Source organism: Nonomuraea sp. NPDC050663, from assembly GCF_044456985.1.
Classification (GTDB): Bacteria; Actinomycetota; Actinomycetes; order Streptosporangiales; family Streptosporangiaceae; genus Nonomuraea.
In genome coordinates this window covers 379,463-400,433 of record NZ_JBITGL010000009.1, presented here as the reverse complement: position 1 = coordinate 400,433, position 20,971 = coordinate 379,463, and the positions used below count along the sequence as shown (strand labels likewise).

Genomic DNA, 20,971 nt, shown 5'->3' with positions numbered 1-20,971 from the left:
CATCTGCTCCTCCGACCGCGATCACGGCCCCCACTTCGCGCCGGGGCGCGGGGGGGCGGGGGGGGGGGGGGCGGCGGGGGGGGGGGGGGGGGGGGGGGGGGGGGGGGGGGCCCCCCGCCCCCCCCCCGCGCCAGCAGGTTCTCGGTGTGCGAGCAGTCGAAGCCCGGCCGGTCGAACCTCGGGGCCTCCTCGCCGAGCACGCCGGCGAAGGGGGCCAGCGGGCCGGCGTCCCCCTGGTCCAGGACGGCCCGCCGCCAGCGGGGCCAGGGCACCAGCTCCGCCCCCAGGGCGGCGGCGATGCCCGCGTAGGAGATCGTGGCGGCGTTGAAGTAGTGGTAGGCGCCCTCGTGGCCGCCCGCGATCAGGTGGGCGATCCCGGCGGCGACGTGGTCCACCGGCGCCAGGTCCTCCTCGTGTTCCAGGTCGGGCACCATGCCGAGCTGGAGGCAGGTGACGAGCAGGCGGCTGAAGTAGTCGCCCGCGTTGCCCCGGCCGGTGACGCTGTGGCCGGTGACGCGGGCCGGGCGGTGCACCGACACGCGCGCCCCGGCCTGCCCTGCGTGCCTGACCAGGCGGTCGGCCACCCACTTGCTCATGTCGTAGCCCGTGCCGAGGCCCGCCGGGTCGTCGGGCGGGTCGGCCTCGGTGACCTTCTGGTCCCGGTGGGCGGTGCCGAGGAAGACGCCGAGCGTGGAGACCAGGTGCAGGTCGGCTCCGCCGAGCGCGGCCAGGCGCAGCGCGGCCAGCGTGCCGCCCACGTTGGCGGGGCGCAGGCGCTCGAAGCTCTCGGCGAAGTTGACGCGCCCGCCGTTGTGGCAGATCACGTCGACCATTGCGGCCAGGGCGGCGAAGGCCGCCTCGTCCAGGCCGAACCGTTCGGCGGTGAGGTCGCCGGGCAGCCCGGTCAGCCGCCGGGGGTCGGTGGCCAGGCCGTAGGCGCGCCGGTTGGCCACGACCCGCTCGACGGCTTGTTCCGGATCGGCGGCTCTGACCAGGCACAGGAGGGTGGCGTCGGTCCTGGCGAGCAGCTCCTCGACGAGGTGGGCGCCGAGGAATCCGGTGGCGCCGGTGAGCAGGATGGTGCCGGTCCCGGCGCGGGGCCGTCCCTTGCCGTACGGCGCGCGGAACGCCCCGGCCAGCTCCTGCGGGAGCGCGGCGTGGGCCTCCAGGTCCGGCGTCTGCTCCGGCAGCGCGCCGCGTTCGATCAGCGCGGCCAGCTCCGCCAGGTCGGCGGTCTCCAGGACGGCACGCAGCGGCAGCTCCACGCCGAACTCCCGCCGGATCTCGGTGACGATCTTGGCGGCCAGCAGCGAGTGGCCGCCCACGGCGAAGAAGCCGTCGTTCCTGCCCACCTCGGGCACGTCCAGCACCCGCTTCCAGACCTCCGCCAGGCGCCGCTCGGTGCCGCCGCGCGGCGGGGTGCGGCCGGGGGTGTCGGGCGCCTCCGGCAGCGCCGAGTGGTCGATCTTGCCGTGGGCGGTGAGCCGGATGGCCTCCACCGGGACGATCACGCCGGGCACCAGGTGGCCGGGAAGTCTGGCCCGCAGGAAGCGCCGCAGCTCCTCGGGGTCGTCCGCGCCTGCCACGTAGGCGACCAGGCGGTCGTGCGCGGCTGTCACCACGCTGTCGGTCACCCCCGGGTAGGCGGCGACGGCCTGCTCGATCTCGGCGGGCTCGATCCGGTGGCCTCTGACCTTGACCTGGCGGTCGCGGCGGCCGTGGAACTCGATCGAGCCGTCGGGCCGCATCCTGGCCAGGTCGCCGGTGCCGTACATCCTGGCCCCGGGAGGTCCCGACGGGTCGGGGACGAACGCCGCCGCGGTGAGCGCGGGCTCGCCCAGGTAGCCGCGGGCCAGGCAGTCGCCGCCCAGGAACAGCTCTCCGACGGCGCCGCGCGGGACGGGTCTGCCGTGCCGGTCCTGGATGCGGGCCCTGACGTGCGGGAGCGGGGTGCCGATCGGGACGCGTCCCAGGCGGGTCAGGTCGTCGCCGCCGCGCATCCAGTGCGTGGTCGCGCAGACGGTGGCCTCGGTGGGGCCGTAGTGGTTGACCAGGTCGCAGCGGCCCCCGGTGAGGCGTTGCCAGGTGCGGGCGTCCTGGGCGCGCACCTCCTCGCCGCCGACCATCACGAGCGTGACGGGCCAGTCGCCGGGGACGCCCTCGTCGGCCAGGTCCGCCACCCAGCGCCGCCAGAGCGACGCGGCGGTGTCCACGGCCGTGATGCGGTGCTCGCGGCAGAAGGCGAGCAGTTCCCGGCCGTCGAGCCTGGCCGGTTCGGGATGGGTCACCAGGGCCGCGCCCGAGGTGAGCACCGGGAAGACGTCGCCCACGGAGGCGTCGAAGGTGAGCGGGGGGAGCATGAGGACCCGCTGGCCCTCGGCGAAGCCGTGGACCTCGCGGAAGGAGCGGGTGAGGGCGGAGAGCGTGCGGCGGGTGACCATGACGCCCTTGGGGGCGCCGGTGGAGCCGGAGGTGTAGATCACGTAGGCGAGGCCGGGGGTTCCGGTCGCGGTGTTCGCGGGCAGGGGCTCCACGGTCAGCCCCGGGTGGACCACCGCCGCCGCGCCGGCGCGGGCCAGGAGCTCGGTGAGGCGGGCGGGCGGGTGCGTGGGGTCGAGCGGCAGGTAGGCGGCGCCGGCGCGGAGGATGCCGACGATGGCGATCACCGCGTCGGTGCCGGTGGGCAGGGCCATCCCGACGACGGCGCCCTCGTGCCCGATCAGCGGTCGCAGCCGCCCGGCGAGGTCGTCGGCGCGGGCGAGCAGCCGGCCGTAGGTGACGACGCCGTCGGCGTCGATGAGCGCGGGCGCGTCGGGCCGGGTGCGGGCCTGGGCGGCGATCTCGGCCACGACGTCGGGCGTCCGCGTGAGGAGTGCGCCGCCGCTGGAGCTCTCGTCCGGCGTGAGCGCCTGGCTGAGCGGCAGGTCCGGGGTGCCCAGGAGCGCGTCCAGGGCCTCCACCAGCTGCGCGGCGAGCACCGTCATCGACGGCTCGTCGAACAGGTCGGTGGCGTAGTCCAGGTGCAGCAGGAAGTCCTGTCCGGCGGAGGCCACGACCGTGAGGTCGAAGCGCGCCTCGGGGGCCGGCAGCCACCACGCCTCCCGGCGCAGGCCACCCGCCGGTTCGCGGGTGGCGGCGGCCTCCTCCACGAGCATGACCTGGAACAGCGGGTTGTGGCTGAGGTCCCTGGCTCCCGCCGCCAGCCCGACGACCTCGTCGAACGGGGTGGCCCGGTGATCGACGGCCCGCATGGCCACCTGGAAGGCCTGCTCGCGCACCTGGGCCAGGGTGGGGTCTCCGTCGAGGCGGAGCCGCAGGGCCAGGGTGTTGACGTACATGCCCACCGAGCGCTCCAGCTCGGGCAGGTCCCGGCCGTCGGCGGGGCAGCCGATGACCACGTCGTCCTGGCCGGCCAGCCGGCTCAGGGTGATCCCCAGCGCGGCAAGCATGATCGTGAACGTGGTGTCGCGCCCCGCGCGGGCGCTGTCCCGCAGGCGGGCGTGCTGGGCCGGGGTCAGCGTCACCGACACGCGGGCGCTCGCACCGCTGGGTACGGCAGGCCTGGGCCGGTCGGCGGGCAGGCTCAGCAGGGCGGGCGCGCCCGACAGCTCCGCGCGCCAGAATTCGCGCTCCCGCTCGCCGCCCCCCGACAGCTGGGCCGCGTAGTCGGGGAACTGCGTGCCGGGGCGCTCCAGGGTGGCGCCGTCGAGCAGGTCGTACAGCTCGGAGAAGAGCACGCCCATCGAGGCGCCGTCGCAGATGGCGTGGTGGGCGGCCAGGACGAACACGTGGTCGTCGGGCGCCAGGCGGACCAGGAGGGCGCGCAGCAGCGGCGGCTCGCCGGGGGGCATCGGGCGGGTGACGAAGGCGTCGGTGAGGGCGCGGGCCCCGGCTTCGCCGTCCGCCTCGGCCACCTCCAGGGGAGGCTCCACGGTCTCGTGCACGACCTGGACCGGTGCGGTGCCACCCTGCTCGCCACCCTGCTCGACGAGGGCGGTGCGGAGCGCTTCGTGGCGGGCGACGACCTCGCCGAGCGCCTGCCGTACCGCCTCCTCCCGGAGCTCGCCGCGCAGCCGCTCGCCCGCCCAGCACAGGTAGGCGCTGTAGTCCTGGCCCGCCTGCTGCAGGAAGCGGATGCGCTCCTGCGCCGGGGTCAGCGGCACGGGCACCCCCGGCGCCCGCCGCGGGATGGCGCCCGCGCCGCGGGCAGCCATCAGCCGGGCGATCGTCCCGGCGGGCAGCCTGCTCATCGCTCGCCCACCACCGCGGCGGGAAAGGCGTCGCGCAACCGGCCGGGGATCTGGTCGCCGAACCGGGCCTGGTAGGCCTCCAGGTGGGCGGGGTCACCGGCGAGGAAGGGCAGGTCGGTCGCGACCATGTGCCTGATGACCAGCATCGGCACCGGCGCGTGCAACGCCCGGAAGCCGGGGTTCCACAGCCCGGCCTTGGGCGGCGGCCCCGGGTGGAACTCGCCGATCATCAATCCGTCAGCCACATAGGTGTCCTTCAGCAGGCGCTGCGCCTCGTCGATCAGTTCCAGTCGTCCCGCCATGCCCGGCAGCAGCACCAGGATCGCGGCATGCACCGAGTCGGCGCGGCCGGGCGGGGCCAGGCTGGTGAACCACTCGCGATAGGGGTCCATGACGCCGGGCGATCCGGCGTCGTGGCCGGGCTCCACGGCCAGCCGGAACAGGCCGCGCTCCAGCGAGGCCTGGGTGTAGGGGCAGACCGGTCCGCGGCGTCCGAGGTCGGGGTGCGGCCGGCACAGGTACTCATGGGCCCAGGCGACGACCGCGCGCAACTCCGTGGCGTACTGCCGCACCAGCGGGTGCGGCGGCTCGTCCGCCTCGACGTCGGCCGGGTCGAAGAGCATCAGCGACGGATCGGTCGGATGCGTGATCATGTGGAGGTCCTCTCACGTCGGAACCGGCGCGCCGTGATGCCCTTGGCGGCCACGAGCGCGGCCACCAGCGCGGCCCCGGTCAGGCCCGCCGCGGCGGCCGCGATCCGCTCCTGCGTTCTGGCCCGGCGCAGAGCGTCGCCGTAGGGCACGGTGGTGTGGGAGACCAGGGTGTACAGCGGCACCCAGGCGTTGGGGAAGAGCCGGTGCAACTCCAGGTCCAGGCGTTTCCTGGCGACGGCGAGCGGTGATCGCACGCCGTCGCGCAGGTCGAAGAAGTTGCGCTCGGACAACTCGGCCAGCACGTCGGTGTGCGGGCGCCTGGCGCGCTCGTAGGCGGCGAAGGCCTCTGCGGGAGGGTGTTCGCTCAGGCAGCGGTCCAGGACGACGCAGTCCTCGAAGGAGGAGTTCATGCCCTGGCCGTAGAAGGGGTAGACGGCGTGGCAGGCGTCGCCGACGAGCACCACCCGGCCGTCGTGCTGCCAGGGCGAGGTCCTGACGGTGGTCAGGGTCGACATCTCGGCGGCGGCGAGCTGGTCCGGCAGGTCGGGGATGAGCGCGGTGAGCCCGGGCAGCTGCCCGGCGATCAGCGCGGCGGGGTCGCTGCCGTGGCGGGGCAGGAAGAGGGTGCAGGTCAGCGAGCCGTCGAGGTTGGGGTGGGCGACGGCCAGACCGCCGGAGCCCGGCCACAGGTGCAGCGCCTCGATCGGCAGCCCGGCGGAGGCCGGGATGGTCAGCTCCAGGTAGCCCCATTCGAGGTGGTCGCGCCGGAAGTTGCCCGCGAGCCTGCGGTGCAGGGCGGTCCTGACGACGGACGACGCCCCGTCGGCGCCGACCACGAAGTCCCCGCTGACCTGCCTGCCGGGCAGGGTGAGCGTGGCCGTGTCGGGGTCGACGGCCAGGCACGGGGTGTCGAAGGCGAGCCGTACGCCGCTCTGCTTCTCGGCGCGCTCGACCAGCAGCGAGGCGAGGCCGTCGCGGCGCACGGAGTGCAGGATCTGGTCGCGCGAGCGGCCGTACGGGTGGAAGGCCGGGGCCTTGCCCGGCAGGTGCACCATGCGGCCGCGCATCGGCACCGCCAGTTTCCTGACCTCCGCCCACAGTCCCGCGGCGCGCAGGGCCCGGATGCCGCGCGCGGAGACGCCCAGGTTGATGGAGCGGCCTCCCGCGGGCGGGGAGGTGCGCGGGTCGGGGCGGCGCTCGACGAGCTCCACCTCGTGACCGCGGGCGGACAGGAAGATCGACAGCAGCGGGCCGGAGAGTCCGCCGCCGACTATGAGCGCTTTCACGCCGTCTCCTCGGTGACCAGCAGGGTTTCGATGCCGCGCAACGTCTCCTCGATCCGCGCGCGCGGCAGGTGCTCGGTGTCGGCCAGCAGGCTCGTCCGGCAGGTGTGGGTGGCGGGGTCGACGGCGAAGAACAGCTGCGCGTCGACGTGCTCCCAGGTCCCGAGTTCGGTGATCGTCGCCGGTGGCGGCGAGCCCGGCAGGTTGGGCCAGCCGGGGAAGGCGCGGGCGTCGTTGAAGTAGGCGGTGGGCGCCGGGCCGGCCTCGGCGATGAGGGCCTGCTGGGCGGCCGGGTCGTAGTGGGCGCGCCGGTAGGCGGTCAGCGCCTGGGCGTGCGCGGCGCGGGCCGTCGCCGCGAAGTCGCCGGCGGTCTCGACGACGAAGACGCCGTCCTGGACCAGGGTGGCGACCAGGCCCTGCGTCATCGGCGCGTGCCGGTTGCCGACGATGAACTGCAGGGCGATCGTGCGGTGTCCGGTCAGGCGAGCCAGCACGGTGACGTAGGCGGCGATCAGGACGCTGGTGGTGCTGACGCCGTGCCGGGCGGCCAGGGTGGTGGCGGCGCGGGCGCAGAGCGGCGAGTCCATGCCGAGCTTGACGAACCGCTCAGGGTTCCCCGCGACCTGCTCCGACGTCCCCGGCCCGGACAACTCGGCGCCCTGCTCCGGTTTTCCCGGCCCGGACAGCTCGGTGCCCTGCTCCGGTTCTTCCCGTCCGAATAAGGTGTGCGGCGCGCGGTCGAGGCAGGTGCGCCAGTGCCGCAGCGCTCGCCCGCCGGTCGCCGCGCCCTCCGGCGACTGCTCGTAGGCCGCCAGCTCCAGCGGTTGCGGGGCGGGCGGCAGCGGCGCCCCCGTCTGCAGGAGCGGCCACTCCCGGGCGATCACCTCCATCGCGCCCGCGTCGACGGCCAGGTGGCTGAAGGCGAAGGCCAGCACCCGCGGCCTGCCGTCCACGGTGACGATCGCGCACCTCAGGGGCAGCTCGCCCGCGTAGTCGAACCCGGTGGCCGCCAGCCGCGCGGCGACCCGCGCGGCGACCTCGCGCGGCCGCTCGCCGCCGGCCTCCACCAGCTCCACGGCGAGCTTGCCCTCCCCCGCCACCCGCTGGGTCAGGCCGTCGTGCCAGGTGGTCCTCAGGCTCTCGTGCCGTTCCATGAGGCGGCGCAGCCCGGCTTCGACCTCGGGCATGCCGGGCTTGCCGCGCACCGCCAGCGTCCAGGGCAGGTTGAAGTAGGGGTCGCCGGGCGGCAGCCACTGGGTGATGCGCCAGATGGCGCGCTGCCCCCAGGTGGCGGGGCCGTGCCGTACGGCCGCGCCGGAGAACTCGATCACAGCGCCAGCTCCTCGATCAGGGCTTCCTCGACGGCCGCGGCGAGGGCGGCGACGGTGGAGCGGTCGAAGATCGTCATGATGCTCAGCTGGATCCCGAGGGCGGCGCGCAGCCGCGCCACCACGCGGGTGGCCAGCAGCGAATGCCCGCCGAGCTCGAAGAAGTCCGAGGTACGGCCGGCCTTGACGCCCAGGAGGTCCTGCCAGATCCCGGCGACGAGCTCCTCGGCCTCGCCCTCGGGCGGGACGTGCTCGGCGACGGCGGGACGCGGCTCGGGCAGCGCCGCCTTGTCGATCTTGCCGGTCCTGGTGAGGGGCATGGCGTCGAGCCGCACCCACAGCGTGGGCACGAACTGGCGCGGCAGCCGCGCGGCCAGCCCGGTTCTCAGCTCGTCGTCGGTCGCCGATCCGGCGAGGTAGCAGACGAGGTCGTCGCCGCGCGCCGTGACGTACACCTGCGCGACCCCCGGCAGCGCCAGCAGGGCCTGCTCGACCTCGCCGGTCTCGATGCGGAAGCCGCGCACCTTGACCTGGGAGTCCGCGCGGCCGAGGAACTCCAGCCGCCCGTCGGAGCGCCATCGGGCGCGGTCGCCGGTGAGGTAGCGCCGCGAGCCCGGCGGGCCGTCCGGGTCGGGGACGAACGCCGCGGCGGTCGGCCCAGGCCGGCCGAGGTAGCCGGTGGCCACGCCCGCACCGCCGATGGCCAGTTCCCCGGCGCACCCGGCGGGCAGCGGCCTGCCGTGGCGGTCCAGCACCGCCACGGTGGTCGCGCCGATGGGCCTGCCGATCGGCGGCCGCCCGTCCTCGGGCGCCAGGTCGGCGGCGGTCGCGATGACGGTCGCCTCCGTCGGCCCGTAGGTGTTGACCAGCCGGACGCGCTCGCCGAACCGCTCGTGCCAGCGGGCGACGGCGGTCTCGTGCGCCTGATCACCCCCGATGATCACCAGGCGCAGCCCGGGCGGCCAGACGATCTCGTCGAGGTCGTCGACCAGCCGGTGCCAGTACGCGGTGGGCAGGTCGAGCACGGTGACCTGCCTCCCCGTGGAGGTGCCGAGGACGTCGGGCAGGCTGGCCGCGCCCTCGGGCAGCAGTACGAGGGCCGCGCCCGCCGCCAGCGCCGGGAAGATCTCCTCCACGTGGGCGTCGAAGCTGAGCGAGGCGAACTGCACGACCCGGTCGCCTGGCCCCAGCCCGTAGTCGCGGACCATCCAGTCCACGCGGGCGGCCACGGCCTCGTGCCCCACCAGCACGCCCTTGGGCATGCCCGTGGAGCCGGAGGTGAAGATCACGTATGCCGCGCCCGCCGGTTCCCGTTCGAGCGGCTCGCCGGTGAGCTCCGGGTCCAGGACCTTGTACGGCAGGCCGTCCCAGCTGATCACCGCCGCCGCTCCCGCCTCCTCCAGGAGCCGGACGGCGTGCTCGGCGGGATCGGCGGGGTCGAGGGGCAGGTAGGCGGCGCCCGCGCCCCGGATCGCGAGCAGGGCGATGATCGCCTCCGGGGAGCGCGGCAGCCGCACCCCCACGATGTCGCCGGGCCGTATGCCGTTCGCGGCCAGTCCCCCGGCCAGCCGGGCGGCGCGCTCCCGGAGGGCGGCATGGGACACCACGACGTCCCCGCAGATCACCGCGGGGTCCTCGCCGCGCACCGGCGGCAGGGCGTCGCGCGGCGTGCCGGGCTCGCCCGACACCGCCCCCTGCTCCGGCCACAACTCCAGCCGCGAGACGGGCACGGAAGGATCGGCCGCGATCGACTCCAGGAGCCGCACGTAGCGCGCGGCGAGCACCTCGCCGTCCTCCTGGTCGAACAGCCCGGCGTCCCAGGTCATGGTCAGGCCGTAGTCCTCGCCGCTGCGCCACACCTCGGCGGCCAGCCCGAGCTTGGCGTGGCGCAGCGCGCCCCCGTGCGTGACCTCGCGCAGCCCGTGGAAGGCGTCGCGGCCCGACATCTCGACGTCCTGGAGGATGAACATGCTGGGCATGAGCGTCGCGGCGGGCTGCCTGATCCGCTCGAACGGCACCGCCGGCCTGCCGAGGACCTCCAGCGCCTCCCGCCTGGTCCGCTCCAGCAGCTCGGTGAAGGACGGGTCGTCGCCCAGGTCGCCGCGCATGACCACGGCCTGGGAGACGTAGCCGACCATCGGCTCGATCTCCACCCGGTCGCGGCCCGCCGCCACGGTCCCGACGAGCACCTCCCCGTGCCCGGTGTGCCGGGCGATCAGCACCTGGTGGGCGGCCATCAGCACCATGAACAGGCTGGCGCGGTGGGCGCGGGCGAGCCGGTCCAGCTCGCGCATCACCCCGGCGGGCAGCGCCCACCATCCGCCGCGGGCCGGCCGTACACCCGGCTCCGCCGTACGCACCCGCGCGAACGGCAGGTCGGGCGGCGGCGGCTCGGCGAGCTTGTCCTGCCAGTACGGCACGGCGCGCTCGGCCCGCCTGCGCTGCCATCGCGCGTAGTCGGCCGGCCCCACCGGCAGCGGGCGCAACCCCGGCTCGCGGCCGGTCACCTCCGCGTTGTACAGCTCGGCCAGGTCGTCGTGCATCACCCCGGCCGCCCAGCCGTCGGCCACGATGTGGTGCGGCATCAGGCACAGCAGGTGGTCGTCCGGCGCGAGCCGTACCACCAGCACCCGGAACGGCGGTTGCGTCAGGTCGAACGGGTCGTTGATCCGGTCGGTCAGGTAACGGTCGGCCTCGTCGATCGAGGTGAACGCGGCCCATTCGACGGCCGGGGTCCAGGAGGGCTCCAGGATCGCCCACGGCACCCCGTCCTCCTCGCGGAAACGGGTGCGCAGGCCCTCGTGGCGGCGCACCAGGGCGGCGACCGCCCGCTCCAGGGCCGGACGGTCGAGCGGGCCGAGCAGCCGGCTCGACCGGTACATGTTGTAGGAGGCGTCGCCGGGGTCGAGGCGGTGCAGCAGCCACAGGCGCTCCTGCTGCGGAGCCAGGGGCGCCTTCATCGGCCCTCCTCCAGCCGGTCGAACAGGGCCTCCAGCTCCTCGGCGCCCAGGCCGTCGAGCTCGTCGCGCATGGCGGCGATGTCGGCCAGGTCCCACTCGTCGGGGTCGAGCCGGTCCATCTCCCCGGCCAGGCCGGCGATGGTGGGGTTCTCGAACAGCAGCGCCAGCGGCACCGAGAGGGCGAACCGCGCCTGGACCCTGGCCAGGATCTGGGCGGCGCCCAGCGAGTGCCCGCCGAGCTGGAAGAAGTCGTCGTCGACGCCGAGCGGCTCGGCGATGCCCAGCACCTCTCCCCAGATCAGGGCGAGCTCCTTCTCGGCCGCCGTCCGCGGCTCCCGGTAGGGGGTGCTCCTGTCGCGGGTCCACGCGGGGTCGGGCAGGGCCCGGCGGTCCACCTTGCCGTTCGGCGTCAGCGGCAGCTCGGGCAGGGTGCCGAGGAAGGAGGGGATCATGTAGTCGGGCAGCAGGGCGGCGAGCGCGGCACGCTCGGGAGCCGGGCCGCCCGTCACGTAGGCGATCAGCCTCGCCGTGCCGTCGGGGCCCGGCCGTACGGTGGCCGCCGCGTCGCCCGTCCCGGTCACCCGGCGCAGCGCCGCCTCGACCTCGCCCAGCTCGATGCGGAAACCCCGCACCTTGACCTGCTGGTCGGCCCGGCCCAGGAACAGCAGCCTGCCCTCGGGGGTGCGCCTGACCAGGTCGCCGGTGGCGTACATGCGGGCGCCCGGCACCCCGGAGAACGGGTCGGGCAGGAAGCGGGCGGCGGTCAGCGCGGGCAGCCCGTGGTAGCCGCGGGCCACGCCCGCGCCGCCGATGTGCAGCTCGCCTTCCCCTGCCGGCCCACCGCCCGCGTCCAGGACGTGGAGGCTGGTCTCGTCGATGGGCTCGCCCAGGTCGATCGGCCCGTCGCCCACAAGGCCGGCCGCCGACCAGACGGTGGTCTCGGTCGGCCCGTAGACGTTCCACAACCGGGCGCCGCCGCGCAGCAGCTCGTCGGCCAGGTCGCGCGGCAGCGCCTCGCCGCCGCACAGCCGGGTCGCGACCGAGGCGGGCACGCCGCCGGAGGCCAGCAGGATGCGCCAGGTCGCCGGGGTCGCCTGCAGGTGGGTCACGTGCTCGCGCTCGGCCAGCGCCCGCAGGGCCGCGCCGTCCGCGCTCTCCTCCCTGCCGGCCACGACCACCCGCGCGCCCCTGACCAGGGGCAGGAGCAGCTCCAGGACCGAGATGTCGAACGACAGCGTTGTCACGGCGAGCCAGACGTCGCCCGGTCCCAGCTCCAGCCGGTCCCCGAAGGAGCGCAGGAGGTTGCCGACCGCGTCGTACGGCACCGCCACGCCCTTCGGCCTGCCGGTGGATCCCGAGGTGTACATCAGGTAGGCCAGGTCGCCCGGCCCCTCGCCCAGCGGTGCGGCGGGACCGCTCGCCTCGCCGAGCGGCGCGGCGGGACCGCTTGCCTCGCCCGGCGGTGCGGCGGGACCGCTCGCCTCACCCAGGTCTCCGACGAACTCGCCGGTCAGCACCAGGTCGATGCCCGCGTCCTCGCGCATCAGCGCCAGCCGCTCGGCGGGGAAGCCCGGGTCGAGCGGCACGTAGGCGCCGCCCGCCGCCCAGACGGCGAGGATCGACACCACCATGCCGGGCGTGCGCTCCAGGTGCAGCCCGACGGTCGTGCCCCGCCTGACGCCGAGCGCGCGCAGCCGTCCGGCCAGGTCGGTGGCGCGCTGCCACAGCCCGGCGTAGGTGAGCTGCCCGCCGTGCCCGCTGACCGCGACGGCGTGCGGCGTGCGCTCGCTCCAGGCGCGGATCTCCTCCAGGATCATCGTGTCTCCTCGGTGACGATGGAGGCGTACAGGGCGGCCATCCGCTCGGCCGCCGCGGCGTCGAGCAGGTCGGCGTTGTACTCCAGCCAGCCGCCCAACCCCTCCGGACCGCGCCACAACTCGACGGACAGGTCGGCCTTGGTCCTGCCGGGAGGCGGCGGGTCCACGACCTCGACCTCCAAGTCGCCCATCGAGCCGCTGAGCAGCCGCTCCTTGGGCAGGTTGTGGGTGAGGTTGAACATCACCTGGCACAGTGGCGGCCGGCTCGGGTCACGAGGCGGGCGGACCGCCGCCAGCACCTCCTCGTACGGCGCGGCGGCGTGCTGCAGCGCGCCCAGCGTCGCCACGCGGGTACGGCGCAGCAGGTCGGGGAAGCCGGGCTCGCCGCTCAGGTCGGCCCGCAGGGCCATGGTGTTGGCCAGGCATCCGACCAGCGAGGGGAAGGCGACGCGGCCCGGCCCCGCCACCGGCACGCCCACGCAGAAGTCGCTGCTGCCGGAGACCCGGAAGACCATGGTCTCGAAGGCGGCCAGCAGCGCCATGAACAACGTCGCCCGGTTGGCTTTGGCGACGCCCTCCAGCCGGGTGGTGATCTCGTCGGGCACGGTGACGCGCACCCGGCCGCCGCGGCCGCTCCACCGGGCGGGTCTGGTGCCGGGAAGGTCGAGCGCCGGAGCACCCGCGAGCGCCTCGGCCCGGCGCCTGACAGCGGTCGAAACGTCCTGGGAGCGCTCCCATTCGACGAACTGCCGATACTGCGTTTCCGCGACCTCGAGCCGCCTGCCCGCGTACGCCTCGGCGATCTCCCCGACCAGCGTGTCGAGCGACCAGCCGTCCAGGGCGATGTGGTGCACCACCAGGCAGAACAGCCACTCCCCCGGGCCGGTGCGGATCACCGCCGCCCGGAGCGGGCCGCGCCGTGCCAGGTCGAACGGACGGGTCGCGAACTCCTCCAGCTCGCCGTCACGCTCCACCTCCACGGGCGCGGGCGCGTCGACGAGCTGCGCCGGCCGGTCGCCTGCCGTCCGGTAGCGGGTACGCAACACCTCGTGCCTGCGCACCACCGAGGTCAGCGCCGCGGCGAGGGCGGTCACGTCCAGGGCGCCGCGCAGCCGCATGGTCCAGACGATGTTGTAGGCGGAGTCGGCGGGGTCGTAGCGGTGCAGGAACCACAGCCGTTCCTGGGCCTTCGACAGCGGGAACGTGCGCTCGCCGCCCTGGACCGAGGCCAGCAGCGCCCTACGCCGCTCCGGCGGCAGCGCGGCCAGCCGCTCCAGCAGACGGTCGCTGCTCAACCCGAGCCCCCCGCGCCACCCGGAGTCTCATCGCCGGCCGTTCTGGAGCTGAGCGGGCGCATGTCGGTCCAGACAACCGCGATGTGCTCCAGGCACTCCTCGCGGCTGCCCTCGAACCCGGCGCCGCGCCACCCGGCGGGCGGCTCGCGGTCGCTCCACCAGATCGAGTACTGCTCCTCGTGGTTGACGACCACCCGCATCATCGACGTCTCCTCAGCGTTCATCGCCCGGCCGCCTCAAGGCTCGCCACCAGGCCGTCGAGCGTGTCCAGCCAGCCCGCCTCGGCATCCAGGTCCACCCCGTACTCCAGCTCGATCGCGTCCAGCAGCCTGATGTAGACCAGCGAGGTCACCCCGAGCGCGGGCAGCGGGCAGTCCGCCGCCAGCACCTCGGCCGCCTCCAGCTCGCCGCCGCTGGCCTGGCTCACCAGCTCGGCGATCCGCTCCCTCAGCACCTCGTCCTCGCGATCTCCCCGGCGACGCCGGTGACGGTGGGGGTGTCGATGAACACCTCGAACGACAGCTCCTCGGCCAGGCGCTCCTTGACCAGGCCGATGATCGTGGTGACCGTCAGGGAGTGACCCCCCAGGTCGAACAGGTCGTCGTCGATCTGGACATCGTCGATCTGGAGCGCCTCGCGGAAGATCTCCAGCACCTTCGCGACCAGCACGGGATCGGCAGCGCCCTCGCCGGGCACCAAGCCCGAAACCACGACGCCGTCGCCATGCAGCGGGCCCGTCACCACGGCGTCCTCGGCGGGTACCAGACCCGCCACCGCGGCACCGTCGCCGGGCAGCAGACCCGTCGCCACGACACCGTCACCACACACCAGACCCGTCACCGCAGCGCCGTCGGCGGCCACCAGGCCAGTTACCGCGACGCCGTCGGCGGCCACCAGGCCCGTCAATGCGGCACCGTCGCCACGCAGCAGGCCTGTCCCTGCGCCGGCTTCGGTCGTCGAGGAGCCCACCGGCGTCCCGCTCCCCCCGTGCCCGGCATGCCCCGGCGCGGCAGGAGTCAGCCGGGCGGGCAGCGGCAGAGCGGCGATCGGCAGGTCCGGGTCGGCCCGCAGGACGGCGCGCAGATGCTCCGCCACCTCGTCCCCGCGCACCCCCGGCCCGGCGTGCAGCCGCGCCAGCTCGTCGACCACCTGGACGTGCAGGCTGCCCCGGATCCATCCCGTCGGCACCGCCCAGTCGACCTCGGTCTCGACCCCCGCGAACACCGGCTCGGGCCGCCCCCGCTCGCGGAAGCTGACCGTGACCGGCTTCAGCGCGCTCCTGGGCGAGATCCCGCGGACCGCCCTGGGCACGGGCACCTGCCGGTGGCGGTAGGCGGCACGCAACTCCGCCCGCACCGCCGCCGCCGTCTCCCGGTAGGTCCCCTCGGGGGTGACGAACACGGGCAGCTCGTTGGCGTGGTGCCCGATGGCGTCCTCGGTCTCAGGGGTGCGGGTGGAGACGTCCACCGCCACGGCGGGACGGTCGTTGCCGTAGCCGTACAGCACCAGGATCAGGCCGGTCACCAGCGCCTCGAAGCGGGTCACCTGGAGCGCCTGCGCGGCGTCCCGCAGATCGCCGAGATAGAGAGTGACGCTGTCGGCTCGCTTGGGACGCGGCGAGGGCGTGCCGTCGCCGGGCAGGAGGGTGGGGTCGTCACGCCACCGGCTCTCCCAGAACCGCGCCGCCCGCTCCGATCCGCCCTCCACTGCCGAGATGTCCGCGTTCGGGGCCTCCGGAACCGTCGACCGGGCGTCCGCCGGGTCCATGGTCCTGGCCTCTGCGGAGGCCTCCGCCAGGGCCGCTGAACGGGCCTCCGCCGGGACCGTGGCCCGGACCTCCGCGGGTGGCAGGTCCGCACCGCCGTACGCGCGGGCCAGGTCGGCCAGCAGCAGATCCTTGGACACCCCGTCGAAGACCAGGTGATGCGCCACCACCTGCAGCAGGTGGTCCTCCTCACCGCGCCGGTACAACATGAAGCGCGCCAAGGGCCCCGACTCCAGGTCGAACGGCTGGGCGGCCTCGTCGTCCGGATCGGCGTCCGGATCCTGGGCCAGGCCGATGGGCGGTTTGGCGGCGCCGTACACGGCCTGGCCGTCGGGGAAGGCGGCGGTGAGCGCCGGATGGCGGGCCACCACGGCGGCGCAGGCCGCCAGGAGTGCCTCCGCGTCGAGGGGGCCGGCGAAGCGCACCCGGAGCGGCAGGTGGTGCACCGCTCCGCCGAGCCCGGCGCGTTCGGTCAACCACATGCCGTGCTGGGCTTGGGTCATGTCAACTCCGAGAGGAATCGAGGAGCTCTGGCAGGCGACGTTTGAGCACCTTGCCCGAGGTGTTCTTGGGCAGGGACTCCAGGACGGCCACCCGTGCGGGCAGCTCGTGTGTGGCGATCCGGTCCAGGAGGAAGGCACGGATCGAGGTGGGCGACAGCGTGGCGTCCCGGCGCGGGACGACCGCGGCGGCCAGGACGGTGCCCAGGACCGGATGCGGCAGGCCGAAAACCGCGGCCTCCGCGATGTCGGGGTGTTCGTGAAGCGCCGACTCCACTTGCAGCGTCGAGACCTTGAACGCGCCGGACTTGACCACGTCGCTCTCGCGGTCGACGAGGTAGAGGTAGCCGTCGGCGTCGAGGCGGCCCAGGTCGCCCATGCGCACCCAGCCGTCGCGGAAGGTCGGCGAGGCGCCCTCGCCGAGGTAGGCGCGCGAGGCGGCCGCGGAACGCAGCCACACCTCGCCCACCTCGTCCGTCGCGGCGGGGGCACCGTCCTCGGTCAGGATCCGCAGCGCGCTGCCCGCCGCCGGGCGGCCCAGCGCCCCGGGCCTGGCCGGGTCGTACATCATGATCGTCTGGGCGGGGGCGGCCTCGGTCGAGGTGTAGTAGTTGACGATCGCCGCGTTCGGGAAGGCCTGCGCCAGGCGCCGGGCCACCGCGGGGGGCAGCGCGGCCGCCGCCGAACCCAGCAGCCGCACGCCGGAGAAGTCGTAGCGCTCGTGCAGGCCGGAGTCGAGCAGCTCGATCGCCATCGACGGGACCAGGAAGACGGTGCCGACCGGCCTGGTGCCGATCAGCCTGGCGAACCTGCCGGGGGTGAACCGTGCGGGCGTCAGGACGGCGGGGTGGGCGTCGAGCGCGTTGAACAGCATGAGCTGGGCGGCGTTCGTGCCGATGGGGAAGGCATGAAGGAGGAGCTGGGAGTGTCCGAAACGGCGGCGTCGTGGACGGGTTTCCGCGCCGTGGACCAGATTGGCGTGGGTCGCGACGACGCCTTTCGGACGGCCGGTGGTGCCGGAGGTGTAGAGGATCTGCGCCGGGTCCCCGCCCCGGATCGCGACCTCCGGCGCGTCTTCGCGGGACGCCCATTCCGGCGTCCGGTCGCGGGAGGCAGCCTCCGCGGCACCGCCGCGAGCCGCCCGTTCCGGCGCGTCGTCGCGGGTCGCCGCCTCCGCAGCACCGCCACAAGCCGCCGACTCCGGAACGCCATCGCTGGTCAGCATCCCCCGTGGGCCATCGCTGGTCGGGATTTCCCGCGCGCCATGGCGGGTTGGGATTCCGTGCACGCCACCGCGTTCGACCAGGTCAGCGCCGCCTGTCGCGTCGAGCTCGTCCTCCTCCGTCAGCGTGGCCGTCCACCACGGCCCCGCGGGTTGGCGCAGGCCCGTGGAGTGCAGCACCGCGGCCGCCTCGCAGTCGCCCAGCATGTACGCCAGCTCGGCCGGAGCCAGCCGGTCCGACAGCGGCACCGCGACGGCGCCGGCGAGCTGCGCACCGCAGTAGGCCACGGCGAACTCGGGCCAGTCCCGCTCGGAGAACTGCAGCCCCACCCGGTCCCCCGGACGCACGCCGAGGAGCGCCAGCCGTGAGGCCAGCGCACGGGCGCGCAGGTGCCACTGGCCGTACGTGAGCGCATCGCGCCCTTCGACCAGGATGGCGTCGCCGGCAGGGTTCTCCCCGGCGCGTAGGCATAACAAATCAGGCAGGGACTTCACGGACATCAACTCGCCTCATTCCCCGATGGTGAGCGCTGATGGGAGCGCTCCCAACGTCGGAGGCTAGGAATGCCACTTGTTGAGTGTCAAGAATATTTCTCACGATCGACATAACGGATGGCCGAAATTCACCCGTGCCCAGGACGCAATACGGGATCGAGTCAGGCAATTTGACCGACATATCAAGACACGGGGTTGACATCTCGAATCCGCGCCTTTTACGCTCCAGAAATGGGAGCGCTCCCATCCGTTCCCGGGAGGTCCCGTGAGAGCACCTGGAGTCCCTTTATGACCGGCCTCGCCGAGGCGGTTCGCGGTCTCAGCACCGAGGATCTGCGCAGCCTGCTCCTCATCCGCCACTTCGAGCTGGCGCTGCTCCGGCTGTTCGAGACCGGCCAGATCGGCGGCACCACGCACACGTGCCTGGGCCAGGAGTACATCCCCGTGGCCCTGTCACCGCTGTTACGCCCCGACGACTACGTCTTCAGCAACCACCGCGGCCACGGCCACCTGCTGGCCCGCTACGGCGACGCGCCAGGCCTGCTCGCGGAGATCATGGGCCGCGAGGGCGCGCTCTGCTCGGGCGTCGGCGGCAGCCAGCACATCTACCACCACCGGTTCCTGTCCACCGGCGTCCAGGGCGAGAGCCTGCCCGTCGCCGTCGGCACCGCGCTGCGGCTCAAGGGCACGGGGGCGCTGGCCTGCGTGCACATGGGCGACGGCACCTGGGGCGAGGGCGCCGTCTACGAGGCGCTCAACATGGCGGCCCTGTGGCGCGTGCCGCTGCTGGTCGTCGTCGAGAACAACGGCATCGCCCAGTCCACCCCCACCCACCGGCACCTGGCCGGCACCATCGCCGCGCGCGCCGCCGCCTTCGACCTGCCGCACATCCGGCTGGCCACGACCGACATCGGCACGATCCGCGCCGAGCTCGCGCCCCTGGTAGCCGCGGTCCGGGAGGAGAGCTGCCCGATCGTCGTGGAGTTCGTCACCCACCGGCTCGGGCCGCACAGCAAGGGCGACGACACCCGGCCCGCCCAGGAGCTCGACGAGGCCCGCGCCGCCGACTGGTACCGGCACGCCGCAGGGGGCGATCTGGACCTGGAGGTGCAGGCTCTGGTGGGCGGCATCGTCGCCGACGTCTCGGCCCGCCCGCTCTCGGTATGGGAGCGCGCGTGACCCACGTCGCCGACGCCCCCCAGGCCGCGTCGCGCGAGAACACGTCGCCGGAGACCGTGTCACGGCACGAAGCCTCGCGAGAAGCCGAGTCGCGCGCGGAAGAGGCGCGAACGGACGTGTCTCGAACGGACGCGACTCGAACGGACGCGTCTCGAACGGACGCGGCGCAGGGGCCCGCGCCCCGTGTGGCCGAGCACCTCAACCGGGCCCTGCACGACCTCCTGGAGGCCGATCCCGACCTGCACGTCCTGGGCGAGGACATCTCCGACCCGTACGGCGGGGCGTTCAAGATCACCAAGGGCCTGTCCTCCCGTTTCGGCGACCGGATCCGCTCCACGCCCATCAGCGAGGGCGCGATCACCGGCGTGGGCGCCGGGCTGGCGCTGGCGGGGGCCAAGGCGATCGTCGAGATCATGTTCGCCGACTTCGTGACCCTGGCCTTCGACCAGCTGGCCAACTTCGCCGCCAAGTCCACCGCGATGTACGGCAGGCCGGTCCCGGTCCCGCTGATCGTGCGCTGTCCGTCGGGCGGCAACCGGGGCTACGGCGCCACCCACAGCCAGAGCCCCCAGAAGCACTTCATCGGCATCCCCGGCCTGCGTGTCTACGAGCTGACGCCCTTCCACGACGCCACCCGCCTGCTGGCCGGGATGCTGGAGCAGGGCCTGCCGTGCGTGCTGTTCGAGGACAAGGTCCTCTACACCCGCAGGATGTTCGAGACGGGCCCGCTCTTCCGCGTCGACTTGCCGGGCCGGGGCGCGTATCCGGGGGACGAGGTGGCGCGTATCGGCCTCGACGGCGGCGGCGAGCCCGACTGCACGCTGATCGTGCCGGGCGGGGTGGCGCACCGGGCCCTGGCTGCGGCCGAGGACCTGCTGATGGAGCACGAGGTGGTCTGCGAGATCCTGGTGCCCGCCAGGCTCCACCCGCTGCCCGACCTGCTGCCGGCCTCCAGGAACGTCGTGGTCGCCGAGGAGAGCACGGCGGGCGGCACCTGGGGCGCCGACGTCGCCGCGGCGCTCCACGCCCGGATGTGGTCGGCTCTGCGCAGGCCGGTCACGCTGGTGAGTTCTGCCGACAGTGTCATTCCCGCGGCGGCGCACCTGGAGCGCGAGGTCCTGCTGCAGCCCGGCGACATCCGCCGTGCCGTACTGGAGACCGTCACGTGACCGACATCCTGGTGCCCAAGCTCAACAGCAACGACACGGCCTATCTCGTGGTCGCCTGGCTGGCGGCCGACGGCCGCGCCGTACGGGCCGGAGAGGCCATCGTGGAGCTGGAGACCTCCAAGACGGTGGAGGAGCTCACGGCCGAGCACGACGGCGTGCTGAGGCACGCTCTGGCGGAGGGCGCCGAGTGCGCGCCGGGCCAGGTGATCGCCCGGCTGACCGTCGGCGAGGAACCCGGTCCCGGCCCCACGGTCCCGGCCGCCCGCGAGGGCGGGGGCGCCGCGACGGTGGTCATCACCAAGCCCGCCCAGGCTCTCATGGCCGAGCGGGGCATCTCCCTGGAGGAGGTCCACGCGCTCGGCAAGAAGGTCGTCACCACCGACGACCTGGATCCCGACCTGATCCATCTTTCAAGAACCCAGCGCCGGGTGGCGGCCGTGGTCGAGGAGTCCCACGCCGCCATCCCCGCCGCCTTCACCGCGATGCGGGTCGACGTGACCGACGCGCTGGCCCACGCCCGGGTCCTGTCCCGCCGCGACCGGGTCCTGATCGGCGTGCCCGAGCTGGTCGTCAAGGCCGCCGGGAGCCTGGTCGGGGAGTTCCCGCTGTGCTTCGCCACGCCGGTGAACGGCAGGACCGCGCGGCGCGCGGACGCCGCCCACGTGGGCGTGACCGTGGACCTCGGCAACGGCATGTTCGTGCCGGTGCTGCGCGACGCCACCGGCCGCCCGACCGCCGAGCTGGCCGCCGATCTGGCGCAGCACCGCCGCACGGCGCTGAACGGTACGTTCACCGAGGCGGACCTGAGCGGCGCCAACATCCTGCTGGCCCTGCACCCCGACGACGGCGTCATCCTGGCGACCCCCATCGTCTACCCGGGCCACACGTGCGCGCTGTCGCTGACGGCGCCGCGGCAGGAGGCGGACGGCCGGCGCGTGGTGACGCTGGGCCTGGCCTACGACCACCGTTTCCTCAACGGCAGGGACGCCGCCGCGTTCCTGGGTGCATTGGCCGCCACGTTGCGGGCACCCATTACCCTGTCTTGACACATCTCG

At 74.3% G+C, this 20,971-nt stretch carries 14 protein-coding genes; 3 read left to right on the top strand and 11 right to left on the bottom strand.

Annotated features, from left to right (window positions below):
* From ACIBH1_RS28990 to ACIBH1_RS28940, 11 genes are all read right to left on the bottom strand, one after another.
* Nucleotides 1–4,250 (bottom strand): amino acid adenylation domain-containing protein (locus ACIBH1_RS28990; RefSeq protein WP_397317110.1); only part of this gene is annotated, 4,250 nt, incomplete at its 3' end.
* On the bottom strand, nt 4,247–4,903 hold the full coding sequence (locus tag ACIBH1_RS28985) for a DUF6875 domain-containing protein (protein WP_397317109.1): 657 nt from the start codon (nt 4,901–4,903) through the stop codon (nt 4,247–4,249). The genes ACIBH1_RS28985 and ACIBH1_RS28990, both read right to left, overlap by 4 nt.
* Nucleotides 4,900–6,189, bottom strand: a complete 1,290-nt coding sequence (locus ACIBH1_RS28980; RefSeq protein WP_397317108.1) for an FAD-dependent monooxygenase — start codon at nt 6,187–6,189, stop codon at nt 4,900–4,902. Before ACIBH1_RS28980 ends, ACIBH1_RS28985 begins: the two co-directional genes overlap by 4 nt.
* Nucleotides 6,186–7,517, bottom strand: coding sequence for a condensation domain-containing protein (locus ACIBH1_RS28975; protein ID WP_397317107.1), 1,332 nt, complete (start codon nt 7,515–7,517; stop codon nt 6,186–6,188). Before ACIBH1_RS28975 ends, ACIBH1_RS28980 begins: the two co-directional genes overlap by 4 nt.
* A complete protein-coding gene (locus ACIBH1_RS28970; RefSeq protein WP_397317106.1) occupies nt 7,514–10,474 on the bottom strand; it encodes an amino acid adenylation domain-containing protein in 2,961 nt (986 codons plus the stop codon). The genes ACIBH1_RS28975 and ACIBH1_RS28970 overlap by 4 nt, the downstream gene beginning before the upstream one ends.
* Entirely contained in the window at nt 10,471–12,291 is a 1,821-nt protein-coding gene (locus ACIBH1_RS28965; protein WP_397317105.1) for an amino acid adenylation domain-containing protein, read from the bottom strand. Before ACIBH1_RS28965 ends, ACIBH1_RS28970 begins: the two co-directional genes overlap by 4 nt.
* Nucleotides 12,288–13,586, bottom strand: coding sequence for a condensation domain-containing protein (locus tag ACIBH1_RS28960; protein WP_397317104.1), 1,299 nt, complete (start codon nt 13,584–13,586; stop codon nt 12,288–12,290). Before ACIBH1_RS28960 ends, ACIBH1_RS28965 begins: the two co-directional genes overlap by 4 nt.
* Entirely contained in the window at nt 13,583–13,810 is a 228-nt protein-coding gene (locus ACIBH1_RS28955) for an MbtH family protein (RefSeq protein ID WP_397317103.1), read from the bottom strand. Before ACIBH1_RS28955 ends, ACIBH1_RS28960 begins: the two co-directional genes overlap by 4 nt.
* Nucleotides 13,807–14,040 carry a phosphopantetheine-binding protein gene (locus ACIBH1_RS28950; RefSeq protein WP_181609373.1) on the bottom strand — a complete coding sequence of 78 codons (234 nt, stop codon included), beginning with the start codon at nt 14,038–14,040 and terminating at the stop codon, nt 13,807–13,809. Before ACIBH1_RS28950 ends, ACIBH1_RS28955 begins: the two co-directional genes overlap by 4 nt.
* Nucleotides 14,034–15,854 (bottom strand): condensation domain-containing protein, encoded by a 1,821-nt coding sequence (locus tag ACIBH1_RS28945; RefSeq protein WP_397317102.1) that lies wholly within the window; start codon nt 15,852–15,854, stop codon nt 14,034–14,036. Before ACIBH1_RS28945 ends, ACIBH1_RS28950 begins: the two co-directional genes overlap by 7 nt.
* Before the next feature lies 1 nt (nt 15,855).
* Nucleotides 15,856–17,574 carry an AMP-binding protein gene (locus ACIBH1_RS28940; protein ID WP_397317101.1) on the bottom strand — a complete coding sequence of 573 codons (1,719 nt, stop codon included), beginning with the start codon at nt 17,572–17,574 and terminating at the stop codon, nt 15,856–15,858.
* Nucleotides 17,575–17,856: 282 nt separating this feature from the next.
* Here ACIBH1_RS28940 and ACIBH1_RS28935 point away from each other — a divergent pair, with 282 nt between their 5' ends.
* The 3 genes from ACIBH1_RS28935 to ACIBH1_RS28925 all read left to right on the top strand — a co-directional run bounded on the left by ACIBH1_RS28935 (nt 17,857) and on the right by ACIBH1_RS28925 (nt 20,962).
* Nucleotides 17,857–18,747 carry a thiamine pyrophosphate-dependent dehydrogenase E1 component subunit alpha gene (locus tag ACIBH1_RS28935; protein ID WP_397317100.1) on the top strand — a complete coding sequence of 297 codons (891 nt, stop codon included), beginning with the start codon at nt 17,857–17,859 and terminating at the stop codon, nt 18,745–18,747.
* A gap of 185 nt (nt 18,748–18,932) precedes the next feature.
* The gene (locus ACIBH1_RS28930) at nt 18,933–19,916 is read left to right on the top strand and encodes an alpha-ketoacid dehydrogenase subunit beta (RefSeq protein WP_397317098.1); all 984 of its coding nucleotides are present in this window, start codon (nt 18,933–18,935) and stop codon (nt 19,914–19,916) included.
* Nucleotides 19,913–20,962 carry a 2-oxo acid dehydrogenase subunit E2 gene (locus ACIBH1_RS28925; RefSeq protein WP_397317097.1) on the top strand — a complete coding sequence of 350 codons (1,050 nt, stop codon included), beginning with the start codon at nt 19,913–19,915 and terminating at the stop codon, nt 20,960–20,962. The genes ACIBH1_RS28930 and ACIBH1_RS28925 overlap by 4 nt, the downstream gene beginning before the upstream one ends.
* Nucleotides 20,963–20,971: the final 9 nt, after the last annotated feature.

Coding starts and splice junctions, on each gene's coding strand:
- ACIBH1_RS28945 (WP_397317102.1), bottom strand. CDS start 15,854: ATGACCCAAGCCCAGCACGGCATGTGGTTGACCGAACGCGCCGGGCTC.
- ACIBH1_RS28955 (WP_397317103.1), bottom strand. CDS start 13,810: ATGAACGCTGAGGAGACGTCGATGATGCGGGTGGTCGTCAACCACGAG.
- ACIBH1_RS28940 (WP_397317101.1), bottom strand. CDS start 17,574: ATGTCCGTGAAGTCCCTGCCTGATTTGTTATGCCTACGCGCCGGGGAG.
- ACIBH1_RS28970 (WP_397317106.1), bottom strand. CDS start 10,474: ATGAAGGCGCCCCTGGCTCCGCAGCAGGAGCGCCTGTGGCTGCTGCAC.
- ACIBH1_RS28985 (WP_397317109.1), bottom strand. CDS start 4,903: ATGATCACGCATCCGACCGATCCGTCGCTGATGCTCTTCGACCCGGCC.
- ACIBH1_RS28965 (WP_397317105.1), bottom strand. CDS start 12,291: ATGATCCTGGAGGAGATCCGCGCCTGGAGCGAGCGCACGCCGCACGCC.
- ACIBH1_RS28935 (WP_397317100.1), top strand. CDS start 17,857: ATGACCGGCCTCGCCGAGGCGGTTCGCGGTCTCAGCACCGAGGATCTG.